The sequence below is a fragment of the Paenibacillus stellifer genome (assembly GCF_000758685.1).
GTDB classification, from domain to species: domain Bacteria; phylum Bacillota; class Bacilli; order Paenibacillales; family Paenibacillaceae; genus Paenibacillus_AQ; species Paenibacillus_AQ stellifer.
In genome coordinates, this window is the sequence record NZ_CP009286.1 from 3,670,132 (window position 1) to 3,693,911 (window position 23,780).

28 protein-coding genes, 1 pseudogene and 1 riboswitch are annotated in these 23,780 nt (G+C 52.7%); of the genes and pseudogenes, 12 read left to right on the forward strand and 17 right to left on the reverse strand.

Features of this window, described 5'->3' with window-relative positions:
• Positions 1-121 precede the first annotated feature (121 nt).
• Positions 122-880 (reverse strand): pseudouridine synthase, encoded by a 759-nt coding sequence (locus tag PSTEL_RS17000; RefSeq protein ID WP_038697118.1) that lies wholly within the window; start codon positions 878-880, stop codon positions 122-124.
• A 21-nt stretch (positions 881-901) separates the two neighbouring features.
• Positions 902-1,240, reverse strand: coding sequence for a peptidoglycan recognition protein family protein (locus PSTEL_RS17005; protein WP_038697120.1), 339 nt, complete (start codon positions 1,238-1,240; stop codon positions 902-904).
• A 63-nt stretch (positions 1,241-1,303) separates the two neighbouring features.
• On the opposite strand from PSTEL_RS17005, the gene PSTEL_RS27680 reads away from it, so the two are divergent.
• The gene (locus PSTEL_RS27680) at positions 1,304-1,486 is read left to right on the forward strand and encodes a hypothetical protein (protein WP_156995892.1); all 183 of its coding nucleotides are present in this window, start codon (positions 1,304-1,306) and stop codon (positions 1,484-1,486) included.
• A 79-nt stretch (positions 1,487-1,565) separates the two neighbouring features.
• Here PSTEL_RS27680 and PSTEL_RS17010 read toward each other — a convergent pair whose 3' ends face one another.
• Genes PSTEL_RS17010 through PSTEL_RS17020 form a run of 3 tightly spaced genes read right to left on the reverse strand, consistent with a single transcriptional unit; the run spans position 1,566 to position 4,035 of the window.
• On the reverse strand, positions 1,566-2,099 hold the full coding sequence (locus tag PSTEL_RS17010) for a spore maturation protein (RefSeq protein ID WP_038697122.1): 534 nt from the start codon (positions 2,097-2,099) through the stop codon (positions 1,566-1,568).
• A gap of 42 nt (positions 2,100-2,141) precedes the next feature.
• Positions 2,142-2,849: a nucleoside recognition domain-containing protein gene (locus PSTEL_RS17015; protein WP_038697124.1), complete on the reverse strand. Its 708-nt coding sequence runs from the start codon at positions 2,847-2,849 to the stop codon at positions 2,142-2,144.
• Positions 2,842-4,035, reverse strand: coding sequence for a D-alanyl-D-alanine carboxypeptidase family protein (locus tag PSTEL_RS17020; protein WP_038697126.1), 1,194 nt, complete (start codon positions 4,033-4,035; stop codon positions 2,842-2,844). The genes PSTEL_RS17015 and PSTEL_RS17020 overlap by 8 nt, the downstream gene beginning before the upstream one ends.
• A 161-nt stretch (positions 4,036-4,196) precedes the next feature.
• Between PSTEL_RS17020 and PSTEL_RS28000 the strand changes: the two genes are divergently transcribed.
• The 3 genes and pseudogenes from PSTEL_RS28000 to PSTEL_RS28985 all read left to right on the forward strand — a co-directional run bounded on the left by PSTEL_RS28000 (position 4,197) and on the right by PSTEL_RS28985 (position 5,025).
• A complete protein-coding gene (locus tag PSTEL_RS28000; protein ID WP_038697127.1) occupies positions 4,197-4,502 on the forward strand; it encodes a hypothetical protein in 306 nt (101 codons plus the stop codon).
• Positions 4,496-4,618, forward strand: a pseudogene (locus tag PSTEL_RS27065) (winged helix-turn-helix domain-containing protein); the annotation flags it as partial. The gene PSTEL_RS28000 and the pseudogene PSTEL_RS27065, both read left to right, overlap by 7 nt.
• Positions 4,619-4,629: 11 nt before the next feature.
• Entirely contained in the window at positions 4,630-5,025 is a 396-nt protein-coding gene (locus PSTEL_RS28985) for a copper amine oxidase N-terminal domain-containing protein (protein ID WP_425415282.1), read from the forward strand.
• Here PSTEL_RS28985 and ytfJ read toward each other — a convergent pair.
• From ytfJ to PSTEL_RS26370, 9 genes are all read right to left on the reverse strand, one after another.
• On the reverse strand, positions 4,964-5,470 hold the full coding sequence (gene ytfJ, locus PSTEL_RS17030) for a GerW family sporulation protein (RefSeq protein WP_038697129.1): 507 nt from the start codon (positions 5,468-5,470) through the stop codon (positions 4,964-4,966). The two genes, PSTEL_RS28985 and ytfJ, sit on opposite strands and share 62 nt — an antisense overlap.
• A 129-nt stretch (positions 5,471-5,599) precedes the next feature.
• Entirely contained in the window at positions 5,600-6,322 is a 723-nt protein-coding gene (locus PSTEL_RS17035) for a DUF2953 domain-containing protein (RefSeq protein ID WP_038697131.1), read from the reverse strand.
• A gap of 291 nt (positions 6,323-6,613) precedes the next feature.
• The gene (gene scpB / locus PSTEL_RS17040; RefSeq protein ID WP_038697134.1) at positions 6,614-7,219 is read right to left on the reverse strand and encodes an SMC-Scp complex subunit ScpB; all 606 of its coding nucleotides are present in this window, start codon (positions 7,217-7,219) and stop codon (positions 6,614-6,616) included.
• On the reverse strand, positions 7,188-7,979 hold the full coding sequence (locus PSTEL_RS17045) for a segregation and condensation protein A (RefSeq protein WP_038697136.1): 792 nt from the start codon (positions 7,977-7,979) through the stop codon (positions 7,188-7,190). Before PSTEL_RS17045 ends, scpB begins: the two co-directional genes overlap by 32 nt.
• 175 nt (positions 7,980-8,154) lie before the next feature.
• Positions 8,155-8,619: a 6,7-dimethyl-8-ribityllumazine synthase gene (ribH, locus tag PSTEL_RS17050; protein WP_038701135.1), complete on the reverse strand. Its 465-nt coding sequence runs from the start codon at positions 8,617-8,619 to the stop codon at positions 8,155-8,157.
• A gap of 48 nt (positions 8,620-8,667) precedes the next feature.
• On the reverse strand, positions 8,668-9,918 hold the full coding sequence (locus tag PSTEL_RS17055; protein WP_038697138.1) for a bifunctional 3,4-dihydroxy-2-butanone-4-phosphate synthase/GTP cyclohydrolase II: 1,251 nt from the start codon (positions 9,916-9,918) through the stop codon (positions 8,668-8,670).
• Positions 9,919-9,945: 27 nt separating this feature from the next.
• Positions 9,946-10,623, reverse strand: a complete 678-nt coding sequence (locus PSTEL_RS17060) for a riboflavin synthase (protein ID WP_038697140.1) — start codon at positions 10,621-10,623, stop codon at positions 9,946-9,948.
• Positions 10,624-10,723: 100 nt separating this feature from the next.
• The gene (gene ribD / locus PSTEL_RS17065) at positions 10,724-11,836 is read right to left on the reverse strand and encodes a bifunctional diaminohydroxyphosphoribosylaminopyrimidine deaminase/5-amino-6-(5-phosphoribosylamino)uracil reductase RibD (protein WP_038697142.1); all 1,113 of its coding nucleotides are present in this window, start codon (positions 11,834-11,836) and stop codon (positions 10,724-10,726) included.
• A 230-nt stretch (positions 11,837-12,066) separates the two neighbouring features.
• A riboswitch (FMN riboswitch) is annotated at positions 12,067-12,231 on the reverse strand.
• Between the two features lie 460 nt (positions 12,232-12,691).
• On the reverse strand, positions 12,692-12,982 hold the full coding sequence (locus PSTEL_RS26370) for a dehydroquinate synthase/iron-containing alcohol dehydrogenase family protein (RefSeq protein ID WP_052098593.1): 291 nt from the start codon (positions 12,980-12,982) through the stop codon (positions 12,692-12,694).
• Positions 12,983-13,253: 271 nt separating this feature from the next.
• Here PSTEL_RS26370 and PSTEL_RS28005 point away from each other — a divergent pair, with 271 nt between their 5' ends.
• From PSTEL_RS28005 to PSTEL_RS17100, 8 genes are all read left to right on the forward strand, one after another.
• Positions 13,254-13,460, forward strand: a complete 207-nt coding sequence (locus tag PSTEL_RS28005; protein WP_169744594.1) for a hypothetical protein — start codon at positions 13,254-13,256, stop codon at positions 13,458-13,460.
• An 89-nt stretch (positions 13,461-13,549) separates the two neighbouring features.
• The gene (locus PSTEL_RS27690) at positions 13,550-13,684 is read left to right on the forward strand and encodes a helix-turn-helix domain-containing protein (RefSeq protein WP_281176792.1); all 135 of its coding nucleotides are present in this window, start codon (positions 13,550-13,552) and stop codon (positions 13,682-13,684) included.
• 567 nt (positions 13,685-14,251) lie between these two features.
• Positions 14,252-14,770: an alcohol dehydrogenase catalytic domain-containing protein gene (locus PSTEL_RS28535; RefSeq protein WP_052098595.1), complete on the forward strand. Its 519-nt coding sequence runs from the start codon at positions 14,252-14,254 to the stop codon at positions 14,768-14,770.
• Positions 14,709-15,332 (forward strand): MDR/zinc-dependent alcohol dehydrogenase-like family protein, encoded by a 624-nt coding sequence (locus PSTEL_RS28540; RefSeq protein WP_245624974.1) that lies wholly within the window; start codon positions 14,709-14,711, stop codon positions 15,330-15,332. The genes PSTEL_RS28535 and PSTEL_RS28540 overlap by 62 nt, the downstream gene beginning before the upstream one ends.
• A 57-nt stretch (positions 15,333-15,389) precedes the next feature.
• The gene (locus PSTEL_RS17085) at positions 15,390-17,393 is read left to right on the forward strand and encodes an alpha-amylase family protein (RefSeq protein ID WP_052098599.1); all 2,004 of its coding nucleotides are present in this window, start codon (positions 15,390-15,392) and stop codon (positions 17,391-17,393) included.
• Positions 17,347-18,513, forward strand: a complete 1,167-nt coding sequence (locus PSTEL_RS17090; protein ID WP_052098601.1) for a sugar ABC transporter substrate-binding protein — start codon at positions 17,347-17,349, stop codon at positions 18,511-18,513. Before PSTEL_RS17085 ends, PSTEL_RS17090 begins: the two co-directional genes overlap by 47 nt.
• A 25-nt stretch (positions 18,514-18,538) precedes the next feature.
• Positions 18,539-19,201: a RibD family protein gene (locus tag PSTEL_RS17095; RefSeq protein WP_038697146.1), complete on the forward strand. Its 663-nt coding sequence runs from the start codon at positions 18,539-18,541 to the stop codon at positions 19,199-19,201.
• Positions 19,202-19,216: 15 nt separating this feature from the next.
• Positions 19,217-20,578, forward strand: coding sequence for an MATE family efflux transporter (locus PSTEL_RS17100; protein WP_038697147.1), 1,362 nt, complete (start codon positions 19,217-19,219; stop codon positions 20,576-20,578).
• Positions 20,579-20,802: 224 nt separating this feature from the next.
• Here the strand turns inward: PSTEL_RS17100 and PSTEL_RS17105 are convergent, their stop codons facing one another.
• From PSTEL_RS17105 to PSTEL_RS17115, 3 genes are all read right to left on the reverse strand, one after another.
• A complete protein-coding gene (locus tag PSTEL_RS17105; RefSeq protein WP_052098603.1) occupies positions 20,803-21,771 on the reverse strand; it encodes a GGDEF domain-containing protein in 969 nt (322 codons plus the stop codon).
• A gap of 87 nt (positions 21,772-21,858) precedes the next feature.
• The gene (locus tag PSTEL_RS17110; RefSeq protein WP_156995894.1) at positions 21,859-22,575 is read right to left on the reverse strand and encodes an EAL domain-containing protein; all 717 of its coding nucleotides are present in this window, start codon (positions 22,573-22,575) and stop codon (positions 21,859-21,861) included.
• A gap of 484 nt (positions 22,576-23,059) precedes the next feature.
• A complete protein-coding gene (locus PSTEL_RS17115) occupies positions 23,060-23,716 on the reverse strand; it encodes a TetR/AcrR family transcriptional regulator (protein ID WP_038697149.1) in 657 nt (218 codons plus the stop codon).
• Positions 23,717-23,780: the final 64 nt, after the last annotated feature.

Sequence of the window (23,780 nt, forward strand, 5' to 3'; positions counted from 1 at the left end):
ATAGCCCCCTATGGACAGAATGTCCGTAATGACATTTTTCCTTATTTTCACCAGATGTGTGAACATCTTATGAACATTATAACGAAAGCTGCCATACTTTTCCGGGGGCTATTTGTGAACATTATGTGTCTTTGCGTGTGTTGTTGCCTTTGGAAAGACCGGCCTTGGCCATTTGCCGCAGCGATTCAATTTCTTCCTTAGTCAAATGCCGGTATGTCCCCCGCTTCAAATTCTGAAGCAGAAGATCGCCGAACGATATCCGCTTCAGCCGGATCACAGGATGGGAGATCGCCTCGAACATGCGCCGCACCTGTCGGTTTCTTCCTTCATGAATCGTGATGCTGATAACGGATTCCTTGCCATCTTCGTTGATATCCTTGTACTCTACTTCAGCCGGAGCGGTCATGCCGTCCTCCAGCTTGACGCCTTCCTTGAGCTTGTCCAGCGATGTGCCGTGCGGTACGCCCTTGACGGTCGCCAGATAAGTCTTCGGCACATGATGCTTCGGATGAGTCAGCAGATTTGCGAACTCGCCGTCGTTGGTCAGCAGCAGCAAACCCTCCGTATCATAATCCAGGCGGCCGATCGGATAGACCCGCTCTTTGATTCCCTTCATGTAATCCGTGACGATCTTACGCCCCTTCGGGTCAGAAGCACTCGTGATGACGCCCTTCGGCTTGTTGAAGATAATGTAGATTTTATTTTCGCCCGAGATCGGTTTGCCCGATACCTTGATCACATCGTTGGCCGGGTCGGCCTTCGTGCCAAGAGCGGTCACTACCTCCCCGTTCACTTCTACTTTGCCTGCCAGAATAAGCTCTTCGCACTTGCGTCTGGACGCAACTCCGGCCTGTGCCAGTATTTTCTGCAATCTTTCCATTGTCGATTTGGTCACCTCAGCCTAATGATACCCATCGCCGGGGTAAAGCACAAGTTCATTCCATGGAAAAAAGAACCCCGGGCAGGAATCGTCATGCGGCTTGACAACAGGCGGTGAGATGCAATACCTGGCGGACAGCTCCAGAATGAGCCGGCAGGCCGCAAAAGTCTGAGCTTCGGTGGCTCCGGGTACAGAAGCGTATCCGAAATCACCCTCGAGACAGAGATGGATATTCTCGGGATCAGTCAAGAGCGGCGCCGCGAATATAGTACCATCCGCGCCGATCCAGAAATCGAAACCCTTGCCGTTAATGGAGTGACAGACGGAGTGATGAATGACGAACCCTTTGTATGACGGCATGCCTATCTCCCCTTCCCGCCGGATGCTGTGCATTAGCATATGTCAGTATCGGCACCGGTGTGAATGTCTCGACACAAAAGCCAGCCGCCAGTGTGCAGCGGGCGGCTGGCTGTGGCAGGAGGCGGCAAGAGCAGAAACGGCGGCGCAGGCGGGCTAAGACGGATGTTGCCGATCATCTATGAGCCAGGAGTGCTGACGATAGCAGGCGATGTGGCGGGACACGTTAAGGGTAGCGAGACGAATTAAGGTCAGCGTGACACATCGCGGACAGTAATCCGCGCCCAATCCGCAGACCCATCACGCTCGCGTGCAGGTGTGGCGTTCGCTACCCGTACACGATGAGGCAGACTGCGACCGCCGCTGCAAAGCCGACAAGGTCGGAGAACAGCCCGACCTTCAGGGCGTAGCGCCCGTTGCGGATGCCGACTGCTCCGAAGTAGACGGTCAGCACGTACAGCGTGGTGTCCGTGCTTCCCTGAATCGTGGAGGCGATGCGACCGATCATTGAGTCCGGGCCGTAGACCCGGATGAGTTCTGTAGTGTAAGCGAGCGAACCGGTTCCGGTGAGCGGGCGCAGAAGCCCGAGCGGCAGCACCTCCGGCGGGACACCGAGCTGGCGCATGAGCGGCGTCAGGAAGCTCATCAAATAATCCAGCGCTCCGGAAGCCCGGAAGACGCTGATTGCCACCATCATCCCCACCAGAGGGGGGATGATGCCGACGGCTGTGCCGAAGCCCTCCTTCGCACCGTCGACGAATGATTCGTAGACGGGAACCTTGCGGGCGTAGGCATAAAGAGGAATAAAGGCGATCAGGACCGGGATCGCCCAGGTGGACACGAGGGTAATCAGCTCGTACACGGACAGGCCTCCTTTCGCTGGATTGGCTTGACAGCCGCCCTGCTATCCCGTCTTGGTCGGCCGCGAAGCGGCGCCGCTTGTTGGCGGCAGAGCGGCGTGGCTGCCCGGCTGCGATGCGGGTCCGCCCGCGTCATGCAGCCCCAGCGATGGCGGAGTCCCGGGAGGCCTCCGCAGCAGTTCGAGCCGACGGCACAGCCGGTCGGCCAAGATTGCGGCGAGCGTGGCGACGAATGTGGCCGCGAGTGTCGTTCCGACGATGCCGGCGGGCTCGGTCGATCCGTAATTCAGGCGGATCGCGATCAGCGTCGCCGGAATGAGCGTAATGCTGGCGGTATTGAGCGCCAGCAGGGTGCACATCGCCGGCGTGGCGGTGTGCTTGTCAGGGTTCAGCGTCTGCAATTCCTGCATCGCCTTGATGCCCATCGGCGTCGCGGCGTTGCCGAGACCGAGCAGATTGGCGCTCATGTTGGAGAGGATGTACCCGATGGCCGGATGGCCCTTCGGCACATCGGGGAACAGGAAGCGGACGACCGGGCCGAGCGCCTTCGCAATCAGCCGCAGCAGACCGCCATCCTCGGCTATTCGCATCATGCCAAGCCAGAAGGCGAGTACACTGATCAACCCGAAGCTGACCGTCACACCGGTCTTGGCGCCGTCGAAGACCGCCGCCGTGAAGTCGTCCATGCGCCCGGTCACTGCGGCGAAGATGAAGCCGATGAGAATCATGCCGAGCCAGATGGCGTTAATCACGGGCTTCACCCCCTCCACGGAACGGGTCGAACAGCGCCTTAAGCGCGCTTCCCGCCGCCTGAAGCCAGGTACCCGCCTGATGTGGAACCGCCGCAGTCTCACGGCCTGCCGCCGACTGGCTCACCTTTGGCAGGTGGCCTTCTTCATACATCGGCACCCTGCCAATCTCCTGTCCGCCAAGCTTCAGAACAAGCACTCCGCGAAGGCCGAAGTTCAGGTCACTGCCGCTTGCGGCTTTCGAATTCAACACCAGCTCCTTCACAATCCGCTCTTCCTCACCGGGCCCGAACGGATAGGAGAACTGAAGGCTTGCCTCCAGCGGATATCCCTCCACCCGGTCGCCGCGTTCGACGACCGTTCGCAGCGGAAATCGGTTAAACCCGAAATTCAGCAGCGAGGCGTGGTCGTTCCAGTCATTCCCATCGTTCAGCGTTACCGCCACAAGCTGCTGCCCGTTCCGCGTCGCGGAGCTTACCAGGCAGCGCAGCGCTTTTTTCGTATAGCCCGTTTTGACGCCGTCAGCTCCTTCATACAACCGGAGCATTTTGTTTTTGTTAAGCCACTTGTAATCCCATTTGTCATTGGGGTTGTCGGCCGTCTTCACCTGCGTCTTCACGATTTCCTTGAATACCGGGTTATGCATGGCATATGCCGTCAGTACCGCGAGATCGTTCGCAGTGGAATAATGCTCCTTGGCATCGAGGCCATGCGGATTCTCGAAATGGGTATGGTTAAGTCCAAGCTCCTCCGCCTTGGCATTCATCAACATGACAAAGCCGGCCTCCGATCCGCCCACATGCTCGGCGATGGCTGTCGCCGCGTCGTTGCCCGAGCGAAGCATCAGCCCGTACAGCATATTCTCCAGCGTCATCTGCTCGCCCTGCTTCAGAAACAGCGACGAGCCTTCCTTGGCATAAGCGTTCCGGCCGACCGTCACCTTGCTGCTTAAATCCCCGTATTCGATCGCTACTATCGCCGTCATAATCTTGGTCAGACTTGCGATCAGCATCGGCTCGTCTCCATGATTGCTGTACAGAATCCGTCCGGATTCCACATCAATTAGCGCGGCTGCCTTGGCATGGGTTGATACCTCCACCTCTTCCGCATGAGCGCCCGCGAACGGCACCAGCAGCAGCAGTCCGCACAGAATCCAAATAAGGGACATCCTTAATTGTATGTTCTTCATGCTCAACCTCCGGCTCCTAACCCCATTTTGTACAAGTGTATGCCAGTCCGGTTAGCGGTATGTCCCATACTGCCCGGAACTCAAGAAAATCTTAAGAGATTCTTTAGAAAGGCTCCACGTTCCTATTAAGAAGTTGCGGCTATCATTGGGGTGTAGACAACATGAAGCACCAAATGACGAAAGGACTGATACACTTTGCCCAATGCATCAAAACCGCAGCAGCTGCCCGAGCTAATCATTGTCCGCGCCTTCTGTATTTTGGGGTTATTCTCATCCACGCTACTTCTTACGCCACGGTTCAGTTCGAAGAATCGCGATACTTCTTCTTCTACAACTTTCTGAACATCTTCATGAAATTTGCGGTTCCCGCATTTCTCGCACTGAACGCATTCGTTCTGTTCTACAACTACGGAGGAAGACGAGTCACCCTGCAGATGACCGCAACGTTCTACAAACGCCGACGCTGATGGTCCATATTCGAAAAATCCGCGAAAAAATCGAGCTGGACCCGCGAAATCCGGAGTACATCAAGATGGTCTGGGGGGTCGGCTACAAAATGGAAAAAGGGAGAGGGAACGATTGACGATACGGAAATTGCCGGGAACCCTGCCCTGGAAAATGAATGCAAGAACGGTTACTCTTTCGACCGGAAGCTGCTCTGTTCAGTTCAGGGTCGGCAGCAAGACAGCCATCGTTAACGGGACAAGTCGCGAGCTTAAGTCTGCCCCGCTTCTCCTGAGCGGAAAGGCACTGGTGCCCTTATCGTTCGTTGCGGAAGCCTTCGGAGATTCGGTGCACATCCTTTTTAATAAAACAGGAAGGGTCTGCCACAGCGGCATCAGCTGTTGGACAGACCCTTCTCTTTTTGCATGCATGAGATACTTCGTCACTTCGAACCTTGTTCGAGGTTTAATGCTTAATAACGGGCTTACGGTCTGGATGACGTATAATGAACGTCGCCGGCTTCAGTCACGGGCGTCGCAGGGATAGTCGGGTTATATGGCGCTGCTCCGGGCACGGCCCCCGTATTAATCCCGTTTGTCTGGAACATGGTCTGGATCTTGTCGATGAGACCCGGAGTAGCATCGATAATCTTCTCAAAGATATGAGTCTGGTTGTCCAGCGGCACGATATGCACACCCTCCCGGCCAACGACCAGAAAAGCAATTGGACGGATCGAGACGCCGCCGCCGCTGCCGCCGCCGAACGGAAGCATCTTCACGCCGCCATTTTGCCCCTGTGCATGCTTATCGTCTTCTTCCACATGGAAATCGCTGCCACCGGCCGCAAAGCCGAAAGCGACCTTGCTGATCGGCAGAATGATGCTGCCATCTTTCGTTTCAACCGGTTCGCCGACGATCGTATTCACGTCCACCATGGCCTTGATGTTCTCCATCGCGGTCTGCATCAGACCCTGAATGGGATGCTCAGACATATTGTTCCCTCCACTTGTTCAAGTTGACTTCGAGCTGTCTGAGCTTTAGTCTCTCCAAAGTGAAGATGAGTATGTACCGGGCAGGAGCGAAATAACTCCGCTAAGTGGAGCATTGTCATCTTTGCCCATTTAATGCTGCTCTTTCAACTCCTTGGCCCAGCTGCCCCTGCGGGCAATCTTAAGCAGCTCCCACCATTGCCGTACCCCCTGATCCTCCCGGATCACGCGAAGCGCAAGCCGAAAGCCCGCGTACACGGCATAGCCGGCGGAGAACTGTCCGGCGCAGTCCACTTTGGTCAGGTAGCAAATTTGATCGACGAAGCGCGGAACTACAAAGAGCCTCGGCTTTTCCTTCAGTCGGATGATTTGCGAAATCCAGCCGATCAGCGTCCATTTCAAGGCCCACAAAGCACCGGCAGCCGTAGCCGTTCCCGCTGCGTCTCCGAGCGAGAAATCGGTGGACCAATCAAGCTTGGTGATTTTCACATGCGTCAGGGTTTCGGCAGTCCATGTTTTGAGTCCGCGTGTCGCGGCAAGAGCCCTTTTCCCGAAATCCATCCATTCGCTGACATCTTTCCTGTCAATATTTCGCTCCTTATCATCTGCCGAGACGGAAGGAGCAACACCGGTCTTCTCCAGCTTCACGTGAAGTCCGCGCCGAATCCCCTCGAATATGAACCCTGGAACGGTATAATGGTATTTCACCAATCCGTACAGGGCGATAATCTGAATCTCAAGGCGTTCATCGGGTCCCCGCTTCTGGAACTTCAGGGCAAAACGAATATGCGAAAAGAGCACCAGCACGATGACGGCCAGCAGCAGTACAGCGATAATGAGCAGCCAGAGCTTCACGGATTAACCCCCAAGCCATCTACATAATAGGATCACTTGGATTAGTATGGCAGACTTGGGCTGGGATAATTCGATAATAATAACCTGAATCAAAGTCATGTCGAAGCAATTGCCGAACCCGTTCTAATAAAAAAACCGCAGACCCATACGTGTTCAAGTCCGAAAGCATGGAATCAGCCCGGCGTTCGGCGGTAGCCCGAACTACGCCTCCAGAATTCCACACATTCATGCTGCGAACGTACTTGGTCTGCGGTTACATGGTGATGGCAGGCGCAATCAATCTCCTGCTTGTCAGGACTGCTCCACTTCATCCAGCGTCATCTGCTGGGCATCCAGCTTGTTGAAAAGCAGCTGTGTTTCCTCTTCCAGATTGTCGCTCACATCGGAGGCGGACGGCTCAGGAAGCTCCTTCAGGCTGGCAAGGCCGAAGGTCTCCAGAAAAGACTTCGTCGTGCCGTACAGAATCGGCCGCCCGATCGCCTCGGCCCGGCCAACCTCTTGAATCAGGTCCTTGTTAACCAGCGTCTGGAGAGCTCGTTCCGCCTTGACACCGCGAATCTCCTCGATTTCGACCCGGGTAATCGGCTGGCGGTAAGCGACAATTGACAGCGTTTCAAGTGCCGCCTGCGACAGGGATGCCCGCGACGGCGAGTAAGCAAGCCGCTCGAAATAGTGCGCATGCTCCGGCAAGGTCGCAAGCCGGAAATTGCCGGCGATCTGCACGACCTGAAGACCGCGGTGCTGGTTCGCAAGATCGCTTCTGAGCTCCTCCAACGCTTCGGCTGCCAGATCAGGCCGCTGCTCGGTTATATCGGCGATCTGCCGGACTGACAGCCCTTCTTCACCAGCCAGAAACAGCAGACCCTCAATAATTGATTTCAGACTCTTGTAGTCCATCTGTGATATCCGCCCCTCTCCACTCCATCACGATGTCGTCAAACAGCTTCTCCTGATAGCACAGAATCGCTTTCATCTTCATCAGCTCCAAAATCGCGAGAAAGGTCGCCACGATCTCATGTCTCACCATAGTATCGTTCAAGAGCGACGAGAAACGGAGCCTTCCGCCCTTTCCGGTTCGCTGAAGCGCCTCGGACACATCCCGGATCCGGTCCTTGACCGAGATTTCATCTCGCGTTACCCGGGCATACGAAGTGCGCCTTGCCGCTTTGCCGAGCGCCTTGCGGAATGCTGCGATCAGGTCGGAGGCATGCAGTCCCATGATGGGATTATCCTCCTGCGATGGTGCGAATGGCGCCAAATCATCCGGCTCCTTCGTGAAGATAAGCGAGCGTTCGCTCTCCATATCCATCAGCTGCGAGGCGATGCTCTTGATTTTGCGGTACTCGATCAGCCGCTCGACGAGCTCTGCCCGCGGGTCATATTCTTCTTCATCGTAATATTCGAAATCTTCGAAATCGATGACCGGCGGTTTGGGGAGCAGCAGCTTGCTCTTGATGGAGAGCAGAGTCGCGGCCATCACCAGAAACTCGCTGGTTACTTCCAGCTCCAGTTCCTGCATGGTCTGAAGATACTCCATATATTGCTCGGTGATCTCGCTGACCGGAATGTCCTGGATGTCGATTTCCGCCTTGTCGATCAAATGCAGCAATAAATCCAGCGGGCCCTCAAACGTCTCCAGCTTGTACAATACAGTCACGAGGCAACCTCCCGCTAAGTGTCCTTTAATGATATCGAAAAAAGCAAAATGCAGCGCCCGGAAACCGGACGCTACATAAGGTAGATACGCTCGAATGAGATTCGTTTCCCTACATATAAATAAGCACGATTGGAACGGATTCGTCAATAGCGGGATTACTCTTTTCTCAGGAGACTTAGATTAATTTGCTCAAATTTGCCATTTCAATCGCGGATACTGCCGCATCCCAGCCCTTGTTGCCGGCTTTGGTGCCTGCACGTTCAACCGCTTGTTCGATATTCTCGGTTGTCAGCACTCCGAAGATTGTCGGAACGCCCGTCTTCAGGTTGATGGCGGCAACTCCCTTGGATACCTCGTTGCACACGTAGTCGTAATGGGTCGTAGAGCCGCGGATAACGGTGCCCAGCGTTACGACGGCGTCATACTTGCCGCTTTCGGCCATTTTCTGCGCGATCAGCGGAATTTCGAATACGCCCGGAACCCAGGCTACGGAAATCTCATCATCCTTCACGCCATGACGCTTGAACGCGTCCAGCGCGCCTGTCAGCAGCTTGCTAGTAATAAATTCATTGAAACGTCCAACGACGATTCCGTACTTCAAACCTTCCGATACTAAATGTCCTTCAAAAATATGCGGCATACTCATCCACAACCCTTTCCTTATTAAATAGTAGTTTTATGATTTGGCTTATGATTTGGCACTTTCGTTCTGCTCGAGATCGTCGAATTTCAGCAGATGTCCGAGCTTCACTTGCTTGGTGTGCAGGTACTTGGTGTTGTCCTCGTTCTCCGGCATCTGGATCGGCACCCGCTCCACAACTTCGAGGCCATAGCCTTCGAGACCCTTGATCTTTCTCGGGTTGTTGGTCATCAGATTGATGCGCCGGACCCCGAGATCCTTCAGAATCTGCGCTCCGATGCCGTAATCGCGAAGATCGGCGGGAAAGCCGAGCTTCAGATTCGCATCCACCGTATCAAGCCCCTCTTCCTGCAGCTTGTAGGCGCGAAGCTTGTTGATCAGCCCGATGCCGCGTCCTTCCTGGCGCATGTAGAGCAGAACTCCCCGTCCCGCCGCCTCAATCTGGCGCAGCGCCGCTTCGAACTGCGGTCCGCAGTCGCAGCGGTGGGAATGGAACACGTCGCCGGTCAGGCATTCGGAATGGACACGGACGAGAACCGGCTCGTCTCCGGAAATGTCGCCCTTCACAAGCGCGACATGCTCCTTGTCGTCAACCTCGTTCGTGTAGGCGATCGCCTGGAACACTCCGAAGTCGGTAGGCATGCGGACGGCCACCTCGCGCGTAACCAGATTCTCCTTCTCATTGCGGTAATGGATCATGTCCGCAATGCTGATCAGCTTCAGATCATGCTTCTTCGCGATTTCATGAAGATCGGGAAGCCGGGCCATAGTGCCGTCCTCCTTCACGACCTCGCAGATGACCGCGGCAGGATACGAGCCGCACATCCGGGCCAGGTCAACCGCCGCTTCGGTGTGTCCGGAACGGCGAAGCACGCCGCCTTTCTTCGCGATCAGCGGGAACATATGCCCCGGCCGCCGGAAATCAGCCGGCTTCGCATTCGGGTCCATGATCGCCTTCGCTGTCAGCGACCGCTCATAAGCGGATATCCCTGTTGTCGTATCCTTGTAGTCGACCGACACCGTAAAGGCTGTGCCGTGGTAATCGGTGTTCTGGTTCACCATCGGCTTCAAATCAAGCTCCGCAGCCCGCTCCGCCGTAATCGGCAGGCAGACCAGCCCGCGTCCTTCAGTGATCATGAAATTGATCACGTCGGGCGTTGCTTTTTCCGCCAGTGCGATAAAATCGCCTTCGTTCTCGCGGTCCTCGTCATCCACTACGATGACTACCTTGCCGCGCATCAGGTCATAAATAGCCTCTTCGACCGTATTCAGCCGAATCTCTCCTTGCTGCTGACTCATGGTCATTCCCTCCTCAATGCCTGCCTGTTATAGAAATCCGTTCGCTGCCAGAAAATCGCTGCTGATCCGCGAGCCTCCGCCCCGTCCATTCTCCTCATCATTCTGTGAGGAAGAACCGTAGCGAAGCAGATGATCCACATATTTGCCCAGAACATCGCATTCGATGTTGACGCTTGCGCCCGTCCTTTTATGGGCGAGCACGGTCTGCTCGAGCGTATGCGGTATGATCGATACCGTAAACGCCGAGGCAGGCGTAGCGACAACGGTTAAGCTGATGCCATCAATCGTGATGGAGCCTTTCGGAATTATATATTTGAAGAGCGAGGGACTATCCGGGGCAATCTCGAAGACCACGGCGTTCTGGTCGCGCTTGATGCTGCGGATCGTTCCCGTCCCGTCGACATGGCCCTGTACGATATGGCCCCCAAATCTGCCGCCCGCCGCCATGGCGCGCTCCAGATTGAGCGGACTGCCCGCCTTGAGCTCCTTCAGATTGCTGTTGCGGTATGTCTGAGGCATCACATCGGCGGTGAAGCTTCGCTGACCGACCGAGGTCGCCGTCAGGCAGACACCGTTCACCGCCACGCTGTCGCCGATCTTCAAATCATTCATAATCAGCGAAGCGTCGATATGAAGCATCATGACTTCGCCGCTGGAAGATACGCCCCGCAAAGCGCCGACTTCCTCAATTAGTCCCGTGAACATAACAAGCTTCCCTCCTTAAGCCTTTCCTGCTCCGCATCTCACGGGCGCCAACGGCAATCGTTCAAGGGCCGCCAGCCCTCATGCGCGCTTCCCGGCTTTATCAGGCGTTGCCGCTGGATGCCGGACGGCCGGTGATGCATACATTGTCGCCGAGCACTTCCACCTCGACCTGCTCCAGCGTGACTGCATCCTTCATCAGCGCCACGCCGTCCCAAGAGAACGCGGACGGCGCTTCGGCCCGGCCGCCGACGATCTTCGGAGCGAAGAACAGCGTCACCCGGTCCACAAGACCCTGCTCCAGCATCGCGCCGTTCAGCTCGCCGCCGCCCTCCAGCAGCACCGAGCCGATCTCCAGCTCGCCAAGAGCCTTCATCGCAGCAGTGAGATCCACACGCGGCCCCGCTCCGCACCTGAGCACCTTGACTCCCGCAGCCGTTAGCGCAGCTTCCTTCGCAGGGTCGGCCGAGTCTGCTGCGATCACAATCGTCGGAGCTTGCCCATCCGCCACCACTGCGGCGTCCAGCGGAGTGCGGAGCTTCGAGTCGATGACAATCCGTACCGGATTGATTCCCGGAACCTCGGTCCGCGTCGTGAGCGAGGGATTGTCTGCCAGCACGGTGCCCACGCCAACCATGATGCCCTGATGGCGATGTCTCAATGTATGTACGATAGCACGCGCTTCCTCATTTGAAATCCACTTGCTGTCGCCCGTACGCGTTCCGATTTTGCCATCCAGCGTGCTTGCGCTTTTCAGCGTGACAAAAGGCTTGCGGGTCAGTATATATTTAATGAACCTCTCGTTCAGCCTCAATGCACGTTCTTTGAGCAGCCCGACCTCTACCTCAATCCCCGCACTCCGCAGCATGGCAATACCCCGGCCAGCCACTTGGGGATTGGGGTCTTCGCAGGCCACCACAACCCGGGCAACTCCTTCGGTGATCAGCCGCTCGCTGCAGGGGGGCGTGATGCCATAATGACTGCAGGGCTCCAGCGTTACATACGCGGTGCCGCCCTTTGCCTGTTCGCCCGCCATATTGAGCGCATGAACCTCGGCGTGACCCGTTCCCCGCTTGAGATGTGTGCCCAGTCCAACGACCGCTCCATCCTTAACGACAACACAGCCGACGACGGGATTTATTCCTGTCTGTCCCTGAGCTCGCTCGGCCATATCCAGCGCAAGCGACATATAGAATTCGTCGTTCATTACCTGCATGACCATTCCTCCACTCGGTGTTCATCCTTCCACAGCAAAAACCGCCAGATCTGCGAAAAACCCATCCGCTTCTCCTTTAGGGAGCAACGGATGGGTATGTGAGAGTATCATGAAATTCCAAGCCGGATGCCAGACGTCTATCGGGCTGGGGGTCTTTGTGATTTATCGCACAATTGATGAGCGGACATGACACAGCAGACCTCCTGCTCGAATGGCAGGCAATCGGCTAAACTCTCCTTCTTCCATCCAGACTATACTGTCGGTCCCGGAATTGCACCAGGTCCACCGTCCGCATTGATTGCGGTCCGGGTAGCGGACTGAGAAACTAGCTACGCTGATGCGTCATCTGTTTCATCACCGCCGGTAGGGAATTTCACCCTGCCCTGAAGGATTATTGCGTATTTAATTGGTTTCTTAGTGGTGATTTCCATCATAAATATGGGTTCAACCTTGCGGTAATATTACCACCAATGTTCTAAAAACACAAGCAACACGGCTGATCATTGGCAAATGGGAGTTTTAGACTAATTTATTTCCAACGAAGTCGTCTCATTTTTTTGTTACTCAATACACGGCTTCATCCAAAGCTGCTTGAGCTAATAAAAGAGCAGAGTCTAGCAAAGGAAGCGGACTGTTTTCAGAATTGATAAGCATAGGGAATTCAGTGCAATAAAACATAGTGGTTAACTCAGCACTGAGTCCTCCTAGTACACCGATTCGCTTCAACTTCTTGCTCACCTCTCTTTGCATCAAACTTCCATCATGAGCATTACTAATGCCGACACTACTAAGAAACATGGTTATGTTAACTTGGTATATTAAGAAAATGGAGTTATGCTCTATTGACTTGTCCATTCATCCCACGTTCAGGTAAGCTTCCCCTTTCTCATGAACCGGGGGCAGTCCCCGATTCAACAACTCTGCAATCGTTTCTTTCAGGTAAAGGGTCTGCATTCTGGCCATCTCAATGGTCCGATAAATATGTGTGGTAATCTCCTCGAACTTGTCCTTTTTAATGTGAATTTGTTCAAGCTTAACCGGAGCACCGATACTAACAAACCAATTGGTTAACGCTTCGATGCCTGCTTGCGCAGTAGGAAGGCCGAATACATTTCGTGCAAATTGTTCATATCTTGTTGGGTTCATAGGCAGATGCCAATTCATCCATGCGGATACACGACTGCGAGACCCGCCCCATGAGGTACATCGTACAAGGCCGAAAGAGAATGCTCAATTAAATGGGTGTCATAGCGATTTCCTTCCACCCCGGCGAATTTGCTTCGTTCAAGGCTTGCGCGGCTGCCCAGGCAAATTCGCTTCTTGCTTCATAGGTATTATCGGTAATTGGCACAAGTTCATCATAGATTTGGCTATGTTTGGGTCGTAGATTCGGGTGTATAATTACATTTACTTTTGAATGATAATCGGCAGAGTTCACTTTGAGCTTTGCTTGGAGGGGGGTTTTGGGCAGATGGTTAATATCGAATCGATCTCTGTGCTTCACGATATTCTGGGCTATGCCAAACCTAAGCATCCATTAATCACGTTGATTGATTACAATGCAGTGAATCCTCGTGATCCATATTACAACGTCTCGTTCAAGCTGAACCTCTTTGAAAAATAATGCCGAGTGCGAGCTGGTTTATGGCCAAAATATTACGACTTCCATGAAGGCAGCCTTATACACATACTGGAGACTGTTAACGGCTGCTTCTGACAACAAAAGACCCCATCTATCTGATTGCCGAGAGGCTTGGGTTTGAACAACCATCCAGTTTCACCAAGTTTATAAAAATGCAGCTAGGTGTGAGTCCCGTTGACTATAGAAAGATGATTGATTCATATTAAAAGCCGGTTACACTGAATTTCAGAGTAACCGGCTTTTGCTATGAAAGGAGCAAACATGCATGGCAAATGTAATCGCCCTCGCCAGCCAAACAGGCGGCGCCCCCTTAACTCCCACTTCGTAAAATCTATTTTCCGCTCTTCAAGATAAGGCCTCCATCGAAAGCATTCTTCCTCAATTTTATATAAAATTGTCTTTATTTAGAAAAATATATATTTTTATGTCGTTTTTTTGGGTATTTTTCGAGGAATAACCGTCCTTTTATAGTAAATTATTACATCACCTGTTAGAAAAAATGCCCTTTCTTTTCGTCATCCACCAATGTGAAAATGGGTCTGATGGCGCGCCATTATTGGAAAGAAATGAAACTAATGATAATTACAGAAAACACTCGTGAAATTTCCAATGTAAATTGTGTAAGTACCGACAATATTCCCCTTACTTTACGATTTTAATATGCTAGGATTAATCCCGTAGGTTGCGCAAACGTTTGTACTGACCTGTTTTATCTTGTAATGCCATGTCGCCTGATGACTGAAATTGGGAATGGAAAGGAGTCTTTTGTAGAGATGAACACCGATGTTGCTGAAGTCACCCAAACACAAAAAATGCCCGTTTTAATCTGGAGTCAGGCGGGCAGGCTGGAGCTGTCGAGCCGTGAAATCCCGCAGATTCAACATCCTTCCGATGTCAAAATCAAGATCCATATGACCGGTATTTGCGGAACCGACCTCGCGGTTATCACCGGCAAGGAGCCCGGAATCGGGGGGGTGATCCGGGGGCATGAAGCCGTCGGCATCGTGACGGAGACGGGACCGGAGGTCTCGCGTCTCAAGCCGGGCGACCGGGTCGTGATTGATCCCAACGAAAGCTGCGGGAAATGCCGGTTCTGCTTGCGGGGCAAGCGTAATCTCTGTGTCGGGCCTGACGGCCGCGGCATGCCGATCGCGGGACTTAACAAGGACGGAACTTTCGCCCCCTGGTTCGTTGACGCAGGAGTCGTTCGTACACAAGCTGCCGGAATCTGTGAGCTGGGAAGCTGCAGTCCTTACGGAACCGCTGGCTTGCGTCCTCCACAATTTCCGTGAAGCGGGAATCCGGGCGGGTGACCGTCTGCTCGTTCTCGGATCGGGCCCGATGGGACTGCTATGCCAGTATGTTGGCAAGCGGACAGGCTGCATCACAGTGGCTACGGAGGTAAGCGCCGAAAGGCTTACGATCGCCCGCTCTATCAGCGATTTTGCTTGCCCGCCCGACGAGCTTGACAAGGAACGGTTAGAACCGCTGCTGAACGATGTGAAATTCGATGTGGTCATCGACACAACGGGCACGCAGATGCTCATGGCTGAGCTATGGGTTGAACGCGGGGGAACCATCATTCCCTTCGGCATCAACAATCGCTACCGGCATACGCTTGCCCCCACCTTTTATGTGCAGAATGCGATCCGGATGCTTGGAGCAGGCGAGTATCTGGATACTTTTGAAGCGGCGCTGAGGTTTGTCGCAGACGTGCCGGAAATTTCATCACTGGTAACTCACCGTTACCCATTAGACGAATACGCTGAGGCTATTCAACAACTGCTTGGACAGGCCGACGGCGGCGGGGATAATTTGTCGACTCCAATGATGAAAACCGTGTTTGTTTTCTGAAACACGTTCGTTTTCTGAAAAGTTATTTGCACATACATCAAAGGAGGCTTTCTGTTCATGAGCAGTTCCAATCGAATTTTGAAGCAGATGCTCCGGTACTTTGCTGACCGGCAGTCGGTGGAAGCGGAGCCGATCTGGATACCGGCGCTATGGAACGAGTGCGGCTATGAGAAGGTGCTTGAAGCAAGCAACGGTGAAATCCTTGTCGAGCCGAATGAATTCATCGCCCGTCATTTGCAGTATTTGTATGACCTGTCCGCCGGATACCTTTACACAGACCACACGGACTTGGACAACAGTGTCATTTACTGCTCTCTGCTCCGCTATTCCTGCGCATGGGATTATCACCATACCGGTGTGATTCAGTCCGGCACCTTTCTCAGATTCACTTTCCTGCTCCCGCTGCTGAAACGCATGGGCACCAATATTCTGTATCTGCTCCCGCTGACCCGGTACAGCGAGATGTACCGCAAGGGCGATCTTGGTTCTCCGTACGCCGTCTACTCCCTGTTCGCACTGGACGAACATCTGCATGATCCTTTGCTTGACGGAATGGAGCATCTGACCTTGAACGACGAGCTTACAGCTCTTGTGGAGGCCTGCCATCTGCTGGATATCAAGGTAGTGCTTGATCTGATTCCGAGGGTGATCGCACGGGATAACGCGCTGCTGGAGGAGCATCCCCACTGGATGTACTGGATCGATAAAGAGGCGTTCGCGGACTTTCGTCCGCCGGCCATTCCGGAGCTGGATTTCTTCACCGAATGCACGCCGGACAAGCTGGAGACGGTGTATCGAAGCGGGGAAACCATTGGCTTCCTTCAAAAATTCCGTCTGCCGCCGAACGAGCTGCAGCCTGCGCTCTGGGAAGAACTGAAGGAGCGGGCGCGCGTGACCGGAGAGCCTTTGCTCGAGCTGGTGGAAAGCGAGATGGGCATCACTCCGGCCCCGGCGCATTCGGATTGGATCAACGATGTGCAGCCGATCTGGACGGACATTGCTTTTTACCGGCTGTACAAGGACTTTTCCCCGCAGGTTCGTCCGTTTCTGCCCCCGGATCAAGCGCCATATGTGCTGTTTGATACGATTAAATGCAATCTGTACCCCGGGGAAGAGCCGAATGCGGAATTATGGGAGCTGCTGATCGAAGCTGCCCGTTTCCAACTCAACACCTATGGGATTGACGGCTTTAGAATCGACATCGGGCATGTGCTGCCGGTTCCTCTGCTGGATTCGATGTTCCGGACCATCAAGGAAATCAAGCCTTCCGCCATTCTGATCAGCGAGGATCTGTTCAACCGCAATCACCGCAAGGCGGCGCAGACCGGATACAATATCATGCTCGGCAGCGGCTGGAATATCATGACGGATATCAGCGCCGAGAATATGCTTGGCTATCTGAAAGAATTGCCTGAGCTGCAGATCCATGTATTTGCCTGCTCGGAGACGGCTGATACTCCCCGGATTACAAGCCGTGGGGGCAAGAAGCTGTCCCGACTGATGACTATGTTCAATTTTTTTCTCCCGAACGGAATTCCTTACCTGACCACAGGTATGGAGATGTTCGAAGAGCAGCCGCTCAATTGCGGCCTTGGAGACAATACCGGGGGAGCGGATATCCCCAAAGCCTTTTTCAACAATATGGCGATCAACTGGACGGCCGGACAGACCATGCTGCCGCTGCTCGAAGAGCTGAACCGGTTCAGAAAGGAACAGGCGGAGCTGCTGAAGCCGGAGTATTTTTTCATACCGGACCCCCAGGGAGATATTATTCTGTATGCCTATTATTATCGGAACCGGCTGCTTGCCTTCTGCTTTAATTTGAGTCCGGACAAGGAGCAGCAATTAAACACCGAGCTTATTCTTCCTTCATCCAAACAGACCGAGCTGCTGATCAACAGCTATCCGGGCAGGGGGAACCCCCGTAATGAAGACGGCGTGTACCGTTTGCAGCCGCATCAGGCTATCGCACTGTCGATGACGCAAATTTATTCATTCAGAGAGGAGAAGCACAATGAGCTATCGGGCAAATACGGCAGACTCACTGGTAGTGTGGCATGAATTTGACGGTAAAGGAGATACCTCCATTCAGGTGCTGGAGGGCCTCTGCCAGTCATTCTCAAGCAGAACCGGTGTATCCGTCATTCCGGAGGTCATGAATATTACGGATCTGGTCGCGAGATTGCGGCGGGTCGGCAGCAGTGGTGCCGGTCCCCATATGGCCTTGACACCGGCGGATATGGCCGGCTATGCCCAAGAGGCTCTCTACTCGGAGATTCCCGAGGCATTCTGGTCTAGCGCGGAAGGGCTTGATCCCAAGATTCGATCCGCCATGCAGGTTGGCGGAGTCCAGTACGGCATCCCCGTTCTCACAGGCAACCATCTGGTTCTGTACTATAATCAGTCGATCTATGACGAAGCCCCCTCTTCATGGGAAGTCATTGACAATCTGGGGGGACCACTGCTGGAACGAGGAATCGTGCCGGTTGGGGCGGATTTGCGGGACCCCTATTATTTCATTCCTTTTTTGACCGCCATGGGCGGCTGGCCGCTGAAGGACGGAAGTCCCGACCTGGGATCAAGCGAAATGGAGGAGGCTCTTCGCTTTACCCGCCTGCAATGCGAGCGGGGGCTGCTGGCCAGTCTGGACGGACCGACTTCGCTGCTTGACCGCTTCATCGAAGGTGAGGTTGGGGCGATCATCTGCGGTGAATGGATCTTCAATTATTTGGACCAGAACATGGGCGAACGCTTGGGCGTCGGTGCGCTTCCCTCCATTCTCGGCAAGCCTTCTCTTTCGATGACCTCTGCTATCGGTCTTGTCTTCCCCAACCATACCCTGGAGTCGGAACAGCGGGATCATCTATTATCCTTCGCCGCTTACCTGGTGGGAGAAGAAGGTCAGCGGGAATGGGCTGAGCGGGTGCAGCGGATTCCGGTTCATTCCGGCGTACTGTCGGAGGTGAAAGCCTCCTCCTCGCCTGCCCGGGCCAAGCTGATCGAACAGTTGGCGAATACCCGCAGCATGCCGATCGAGCCCGTCATGCTGACGGTATGGAACGCAATGAAAGCCGGGCTGTCCAGACTTAGAGAAGAAGATCCCAAACGGCTTCTCCATACAATGGGAGAGTTTCTGCATACCCAGTCGGAAGAACGGCTGGTAAATGACAATACCAAATAATCCTAGTTGAAAGAGGGCCGATAAAATGAAAACCAGTATTTTCAGCCAAATCTCAATAGACGGCAAGATTACGATGGGAGCCGGCCAGTCCAGTAAGCCGCTCTTCAGCCTGCTGGAGAACCAGGATATCGAATATATTCACAGCTTTCGCGGCCAGGTACAAGGTATTATGGTAGGAAAAAATACAATTCTGACCGACAATCCTATGCTTACGAACCGGTATGAGAAGAACAACGACCCTCTGCGGATTATTCCAACTTCGCATATGGATATTCCGATGGACAGCCATGTATTTACCGACAATGGCAAAACGCTGGTGGTTACGACCGAGAACGGCAAAGACTCGGAGAAAATCGAGGTTCTGCGCGGACGCAGCAATAAAGAGGTGCTGGTCTGCGGAGAAGACAAGGTGGACTTCACGGAACTGTACCGGCAGCTTGAAACAAACTATGGCGTATCCAGCCTGATGATTGAGGGCGGGGGTTTTCTGAATTGGCATGTGTTCGACCAGGATTTGGTGGATGAGATTATTTTGATGCAGCTGCCCATCATTATTGGAGGCGCCACGAACATTACTCTTGCAGACGGCGAGGGCTATCGAGATCTCGATTTAGCCAAAAAATTCAAGGTGGCAGAGGTCGTCCCGACCAAAAATTATACGCTGCTCCGTTATCTAAAGGCGGTATAGAAGGAGAATCGATAGGTGAACAGTCATTTGAAAAGTGATTTTTACAACAATGTAATAAAAATTGCGGTCCCTGTGACCCTGCAGAGTCTAATCATGGCTCTGCTAACGCTGACCGACCAACTGATGGTCGGCCAGCTTGGCGATGTGGCGATCGCATCGGTGGGCATCTCCACCAAGATTTACGGCATTATATCCGTTGTGCTGGCAGGTCTCGCAACCGGTATTTCCATTTATGCGGCCCAGTTCTGGGGCAAGCGGGATGAGAAGAGCATTGCTCAATTAATGGGGATGGGTGTGACGGTCGGGCTGGTCTTTGCGATTCTTTTTACCGTGCCGGTGCATTTCGCTCCGAAATTTAATCTTGGATTATTTACGACGGACCAGCGTGTTATCTCGGAAGGGGCGATATTTCTCCGAATCATCTCCTTAAGCTACATTCCGGCCATGCTGACGATGATCTATTCGGCCATCTTGCGCTCGACCGGACGCGTCAAGCTGCCGATGATCGTCAGTATGTGTACGGTAGGCATTAACATTGTGCTCAACTACCTTCTGATCTACGGGAATTTCGGATTCCCTGAATTGGGACTGAAGGGCGCCGCGATATCGACCTTGACCGCCCGGATTGTGGAGTGTCTGTTTATTATCGGAGCCTCGTACAAGCTTCGCCTCCCCGGCATCGCGGACAGAAGCAACTGGTTCGGGGCATCTGGACAGCTTGCGGGCAAATTTTTCCGGACCACGTACCCGATTGTGCTGACCGAGCTGATCTGGGTGCTGGGGGAAACGGTCTACGCTATTATTTACAGCCGCATGGGTACTGCGGAAATGACGGCCATGACGATAACCTTCCCGCTTCAGGGGCTCAGCATCGGACTACTGTCCGGCCTTTCGAGCGCTGCCGGCATTCTGATTGGCAACAAGCTCGGAGCGGACGAGGAAGAAACTGCGCTGGATTTCTCCCGAAGATTCATTCTGCTCGGGATTGTCATATCGCTGGTGGCGGGAGTGCTGATTGCTGCAGCGGCACCGCTGTATGTGTCCATCTTTCAAATCTCCGACGAAGCGCACCAGATGGGTATCCGTCTCGTCTGGGTGTTTGCGGGATTCCTTTGGGTAAAAGTCTCCAATATGATTCTGGCCGGCGGCATTCTCCAAAGCGGAGGAGACAGCAAATTTGTATTCGCCATGGAATCCACCGCCACCTGGCTGATCGGAGTTCCATCCGGGCTGCTGGTTTCATTTGTCTGGAAGCAGCCTATCTATCTGGTGTACATGATTCTTTCTCTGGAGGAAGTCGTCCGCTTTGCTGTTGGTCTGTATCGAATCCGCTCCAAAAAGTGGCTGAAGAATCTGGTTGCCGATATTTCCGCGTAAGCGGGCATGGAAGCAAAGGGTATGATTCATGATTCGCAGCGAATAAGGGGCTGGCTGATAAAAGAGACTTTTTCAGTGGCCGAGACCTAGCCCAACCATGTGAAGATTGCAAGAAGAACTAAGCCGAGCCGCGAATCTCCCGTTAATGGAGGATCGCGGCTAGGCGTTTTTGATCCACAGTGGCTTGCTATCAAACAAAGCTTCTTTTGCCAGACTGCATGTGCCTAATCGGCAGGGGTAACAATGTCTTCCTGATCGGCTACGCACACGCTTCCGGGCACGGATTTACATACTTTTTTGATACGGGTTGCTTCAGTAACAATATGATCGACACTGGTATATTTCTGGCGGCGGCTCGTTACAACCGCTATCGACATGGATACAAGCGGGATGAGATGATTCTGGCCCGAGCGTCCTTCACCAAAGACGTGATTGTTATGTAAGTCTTCAGGGGTGTAAAAGTCCCTCTTCATCTGTTCAAAATCCGCGATCGCCTCTTCGCAGACCGGCTTGAAGTCATGATGATCCAAAATGGCAATAAAATCATCTCCTCCAATATGCCCGAGAAATGCTTTCGGAGTAGCGGCAAAATACTTGCGAAGCAGGCCTGCCGTAGCCTGAATCAACTGATCCCCTTTTTTGAAGCCATAGCTGTCGTTGTAAGACTTGAAATAATCCAGATCGATGTAGAGCACACTGAATTGCTCCAGCTGAATGAATTGGTATAACCATTCATCGATGATCCGATTGCCCGGGAGACCTGTCAGCGGATTCATAAAAATCCCCATCTCCGCGCGAACGTCAGCAACAGTCAGCAGAAGGCGCCGGATACTTACAGCTCCAAACAAGCTGCCTTCCAGGGTGATCAGAACCAGGTCATATAATTCTCCCTCGGTCCGGTTCATCGCCTGGATACTTACCTCTGTAATCTGTTCCATGTACTCCACTACCAACGGCTGAGCGTTCATAATGAGCTTGACCGGGCGATCCATATACACCGGATAACCGTAGCGTGTACCAATCTTTTGAAAAAAAAGAGCACGCATGATCAACGAAGGCCTTCCGTCCTCCCCTGCAATCGCCAGACCTTCCAAATTGGGATGTGTTTTAAAAAGTTGATAAACCTCATCGCATTTGGTTTCAGGGGTGACTACAGGAATGGTCTCGGCGATTTCGCCTATGTGCATAAACATACCCTTCACCTTCTTTTTTTCTCCATTTATGCTGCATCCAGGGCCAGCGACAGCTTGTCCTCTTGGTCAGAAAAACGGTAACAGGGGTTATTTCAGCTCAGTGTCCGGTCTGCCAAGTACATATCCCTGACCGTAGTCGATCCCTTCACTCTGCAGGAACTGAACTTCCTCGCAGCGCTCAATCCCTTCCGCAATAATATTCGTGCCTGAGCTGGCCGCGTACTGCTTCAATATTTTGATAATATGCTGTTGTTCAGGGTGGGTATCCACATGACGGATCAGGAAGCGGTCCAATTTAATGAAATCCGGCTTTAAACTTACGATCGCTTTCAGACTGTTATATCCGGACCCTGCATCGTCAACGGCAATACGAAATCCCTGTGACCGGTAATGCGAGAGAACCCGTTCGAATTCCACATAATCATGGACCGCATGCTTTTCCGTAAGTTCAAAGACAACCTGTTCAGGAGTTAACCCGTTACGGTTAAGGAGGCTGATGGTCTCTCCGCTTCGATAGTTGGAGTCCGCCAAAACCCGGGGATGTATATTGAGAAAAATAACGGCATCCTGCGGCTTCTGCTCCTGTGTCAAACATGCTGCTCTGAAGCGTTCAATCGAAAGTTCACGGCAAAAATGCTCAAACGCGAAGACATGATCGGTGTGCCCGATAAAATCATAAAAAGACTCGGTATTCGGAAAAAGTTTGGACTCCGGGGGACGGTTCAGAATTTCGTAACCAAGCGTACGTCCGTCCTGTAAATTCAGAATCGGCTGAAAATAAGTTGTTAACAGATGCTGTTGCATAATCTTTTGCAGTTCAGAGAATTGCTTATGTAATCGAAAAGATTTCTGGAGAGTACTATAGATCTTCAATCCAATTCATCCTTTATGACTATGTAGTGAGTAAGGAATCAACTTATTAGATCCCACCAATAGTCCCATCGTACCACCCTGCTGTAGGTCCTTTGTTAAAATGCGCGTGAAAGTATGTTAAAACTTACCGGAAGTCATGCAAAAACATAGAAACCGCTTCCTGAGGATAGCAATCCAGATGAACTCAGTTAAGCGTTGACGGTTATCAATAGCCCATACATACATCCTTCAAGGCATATGCAGAAAACGGCGCGGCTCCCGAAACCTCGGAAACCGCGCCGTTATTGACATTCTCAGTTAAACAATATGACCTTTCTTAATTTGTGTACAGTCCCTTTTCTGGTGGCTTACGTGTTCGTCTGAGCTTTGACTACTCCTTACCTGAAACGGATTCCTATGATCCGGTTGAACGAACTCATATATAATTCTTAAGATACCCATCCAAATAACAAATCATTGTCTTCAGAACATCATCCTTAAAGTCACGTTTAAGTCCATCCAACCCGTTTTTTTCGATAATATCAATAACCTCTGCAGGCAAGGTGGCAGATAATTTGCACCCCGTAATAATCGACGCCTCCGCTTGAAGGATGTCCATGACATCCTCTTGCGTCAATGCGTTATGACTGCAAATTATGGATACCAGCTCCGACATCAATTTGTACAAATTCATCTTCTGACCCAGCATTGTTTCTGCATCAACATTTTTTTCAAAAACTGCTGTACGCATGGATTCCAGTCTAATATACAAGGGGTTATGATCTACCAGTTCTGTAAGCTCATTGATTACGAGCATTTTGAAGTCATTAAAATTCAGGATTGGCGTGCCCTTCACCATCTCCGTTAGGCGCGCAAGCCTTTTCACGTACTCCCGACACAACAGGCTGAAAAACAACGCTTCTTTTGTTTTAAAGTACACAAACAGAATACCGTTCGACATGCCCATCTGTTTAGCAATATCAGACATTTTAATTTTTTCGTATTCGGATGAGAGAAACATTTCCGCCGCTTTGTCTAAGATGGCCTGAGCTTTTAATGCCTTTGCCTCAGGAGTCATCGCACGCTTTGCCATAAGTTCATCACTCCATTTCGATCCATTTTAGATGCTAATCGATTTGGAGTCAAAATAAAACCGC

Coding starts and splice junctions, on each gene's coding strand:
- PSTEL_RS17000 (WP_038697118.1), bottom strand. CDS start 880: ATGGAAAGATTGCAGAAAATACTGGCACAGGCCGGAGTTGCGTCCAGA.
- PSTEL_RS17005 (WP_038697120.1), bottom strand. CDS start 1,240: ATGCCGTCATACAAAGGGTTCGTCATTCATCACTCCGTCTGTCACTCC.
- PSTEL_RS27680 (WP_156995892.1), top strand. CDS start 1,304: ATGTCTCGACACAAAAGCCAGCCGCCAGTGTGCAGCGGGCGGCTGGCT.
- PSTEL_RS17020 (WP_038697126.1), bottom strand. CDS start 4,035: ATGAAGAACATACAATTAAGGATGTCCCTTATTTGGATTCTGTGCGGA.
- PSTEL_RS28000 (WP_038697127.1), top strand. CDS start 4,197: ATGAAGCACCAAATGACGAAAGGACTGATACACTTTGCCCAATGCATC.
- ytfJ (WP_038697129.1), bottom strand. CDS start 5,470: ATGTCTGAGCATCCCATTCAGGGTCTGATGCAGACCGCGATGGAGAAC.
- scpB (WP_038697134.1), bottom strand. CDS start 7,219: ATGGACTACAAGAGTCTGAAATCAATTATTGAGGGTCTGCTGTTTCTG.
- ribH (WP_038701135.1), bottom strand. CDS start 8,619: ATGCCGCATATTTTTGAAGGACATTTAGTATCGGAAGGTTTGAAGTAC.
- PSTEL_RS17055 (WP_038697138.1), bottom strand. CDS start 9,918: ATGAGTCAGCAGCAAGGAGAGATTCGGCTGAATACGGTCGAAGAGGCT.
- PSTEL_RS17060 (WP_038697140.1), bottom strand. CDS start 10,623: ATGTTCACGGGACTAATTGAGGAAGTCGGCGCTTTGCGGGGCGTATCT.
- ribD (WP_038697142.1), bottom strand. CDS start 11,836: ATGCAGGTAATGAACGACGAATTCTATATGTCGCTTGCGCTGGATATG.
- PSTEL_RS26370 (WP_052098593.1), bottom strand. CDS start 12,982: ATGAACCCAACAAGATATGAACAATTTGCACGAAATGTATTCGGCCTT.
- PSTEL_RS28005 (WP_169744594.1), top strand. CDS start 13,254: ATGATAATCGGCAGAGTTCACTTTGAGCTTTGCTTGGAGGGGGGTTTT.
- PSTEL_RS28535 (WP_052098595.1), top strand. CDS start 14,252: ATGAACACCGATGTTGCTGAAGTCACCCAAACACAAAAAATGCCCGTT.
- PSTEL_RS17085 (WP_052098599.1), top strand. CDS start 15,390: ATGAGCAGTTCCAATCGAATTTTGAAGCAGATGCTCCGGTACTTTGCT.
- PSTEL_RS17090 (WP_052098601.1), top strand. CDS start 17,347: ATGAGCTATCGGGCAAATACGGCAGACTCACTGGTAGTGTGGCATGAA.
- PSTEL_RS17095 (WP_038697146.1), top strand. CDS start 18,539: ATGAAAACCAGTATTTTCAGCCAAATCTCAATAGACGGCAAGATTACG.
- PSTEL_RS17105 (WP_052098603.1), bottom strand. CDS start 21,771: ATGTTTATGCACATAGGCGAAATCGCCGAGACCATTCCTGTAGTCACC.
- PSTEL_RS17110 (WP_156995894.1), bottom strand. CDS start 22,575: ATGCAACAGCATCTGTTAACAACTTATTTTCAGCCGATTCTGAATTTA.
- PSTEL_RS17115 (WP_038697149.1), bottom strand. CDS start 23,716: ATGGCAAAGCGTGCGATGACTCCTGAGGCAAAGGCATTAAAAGCTCAG.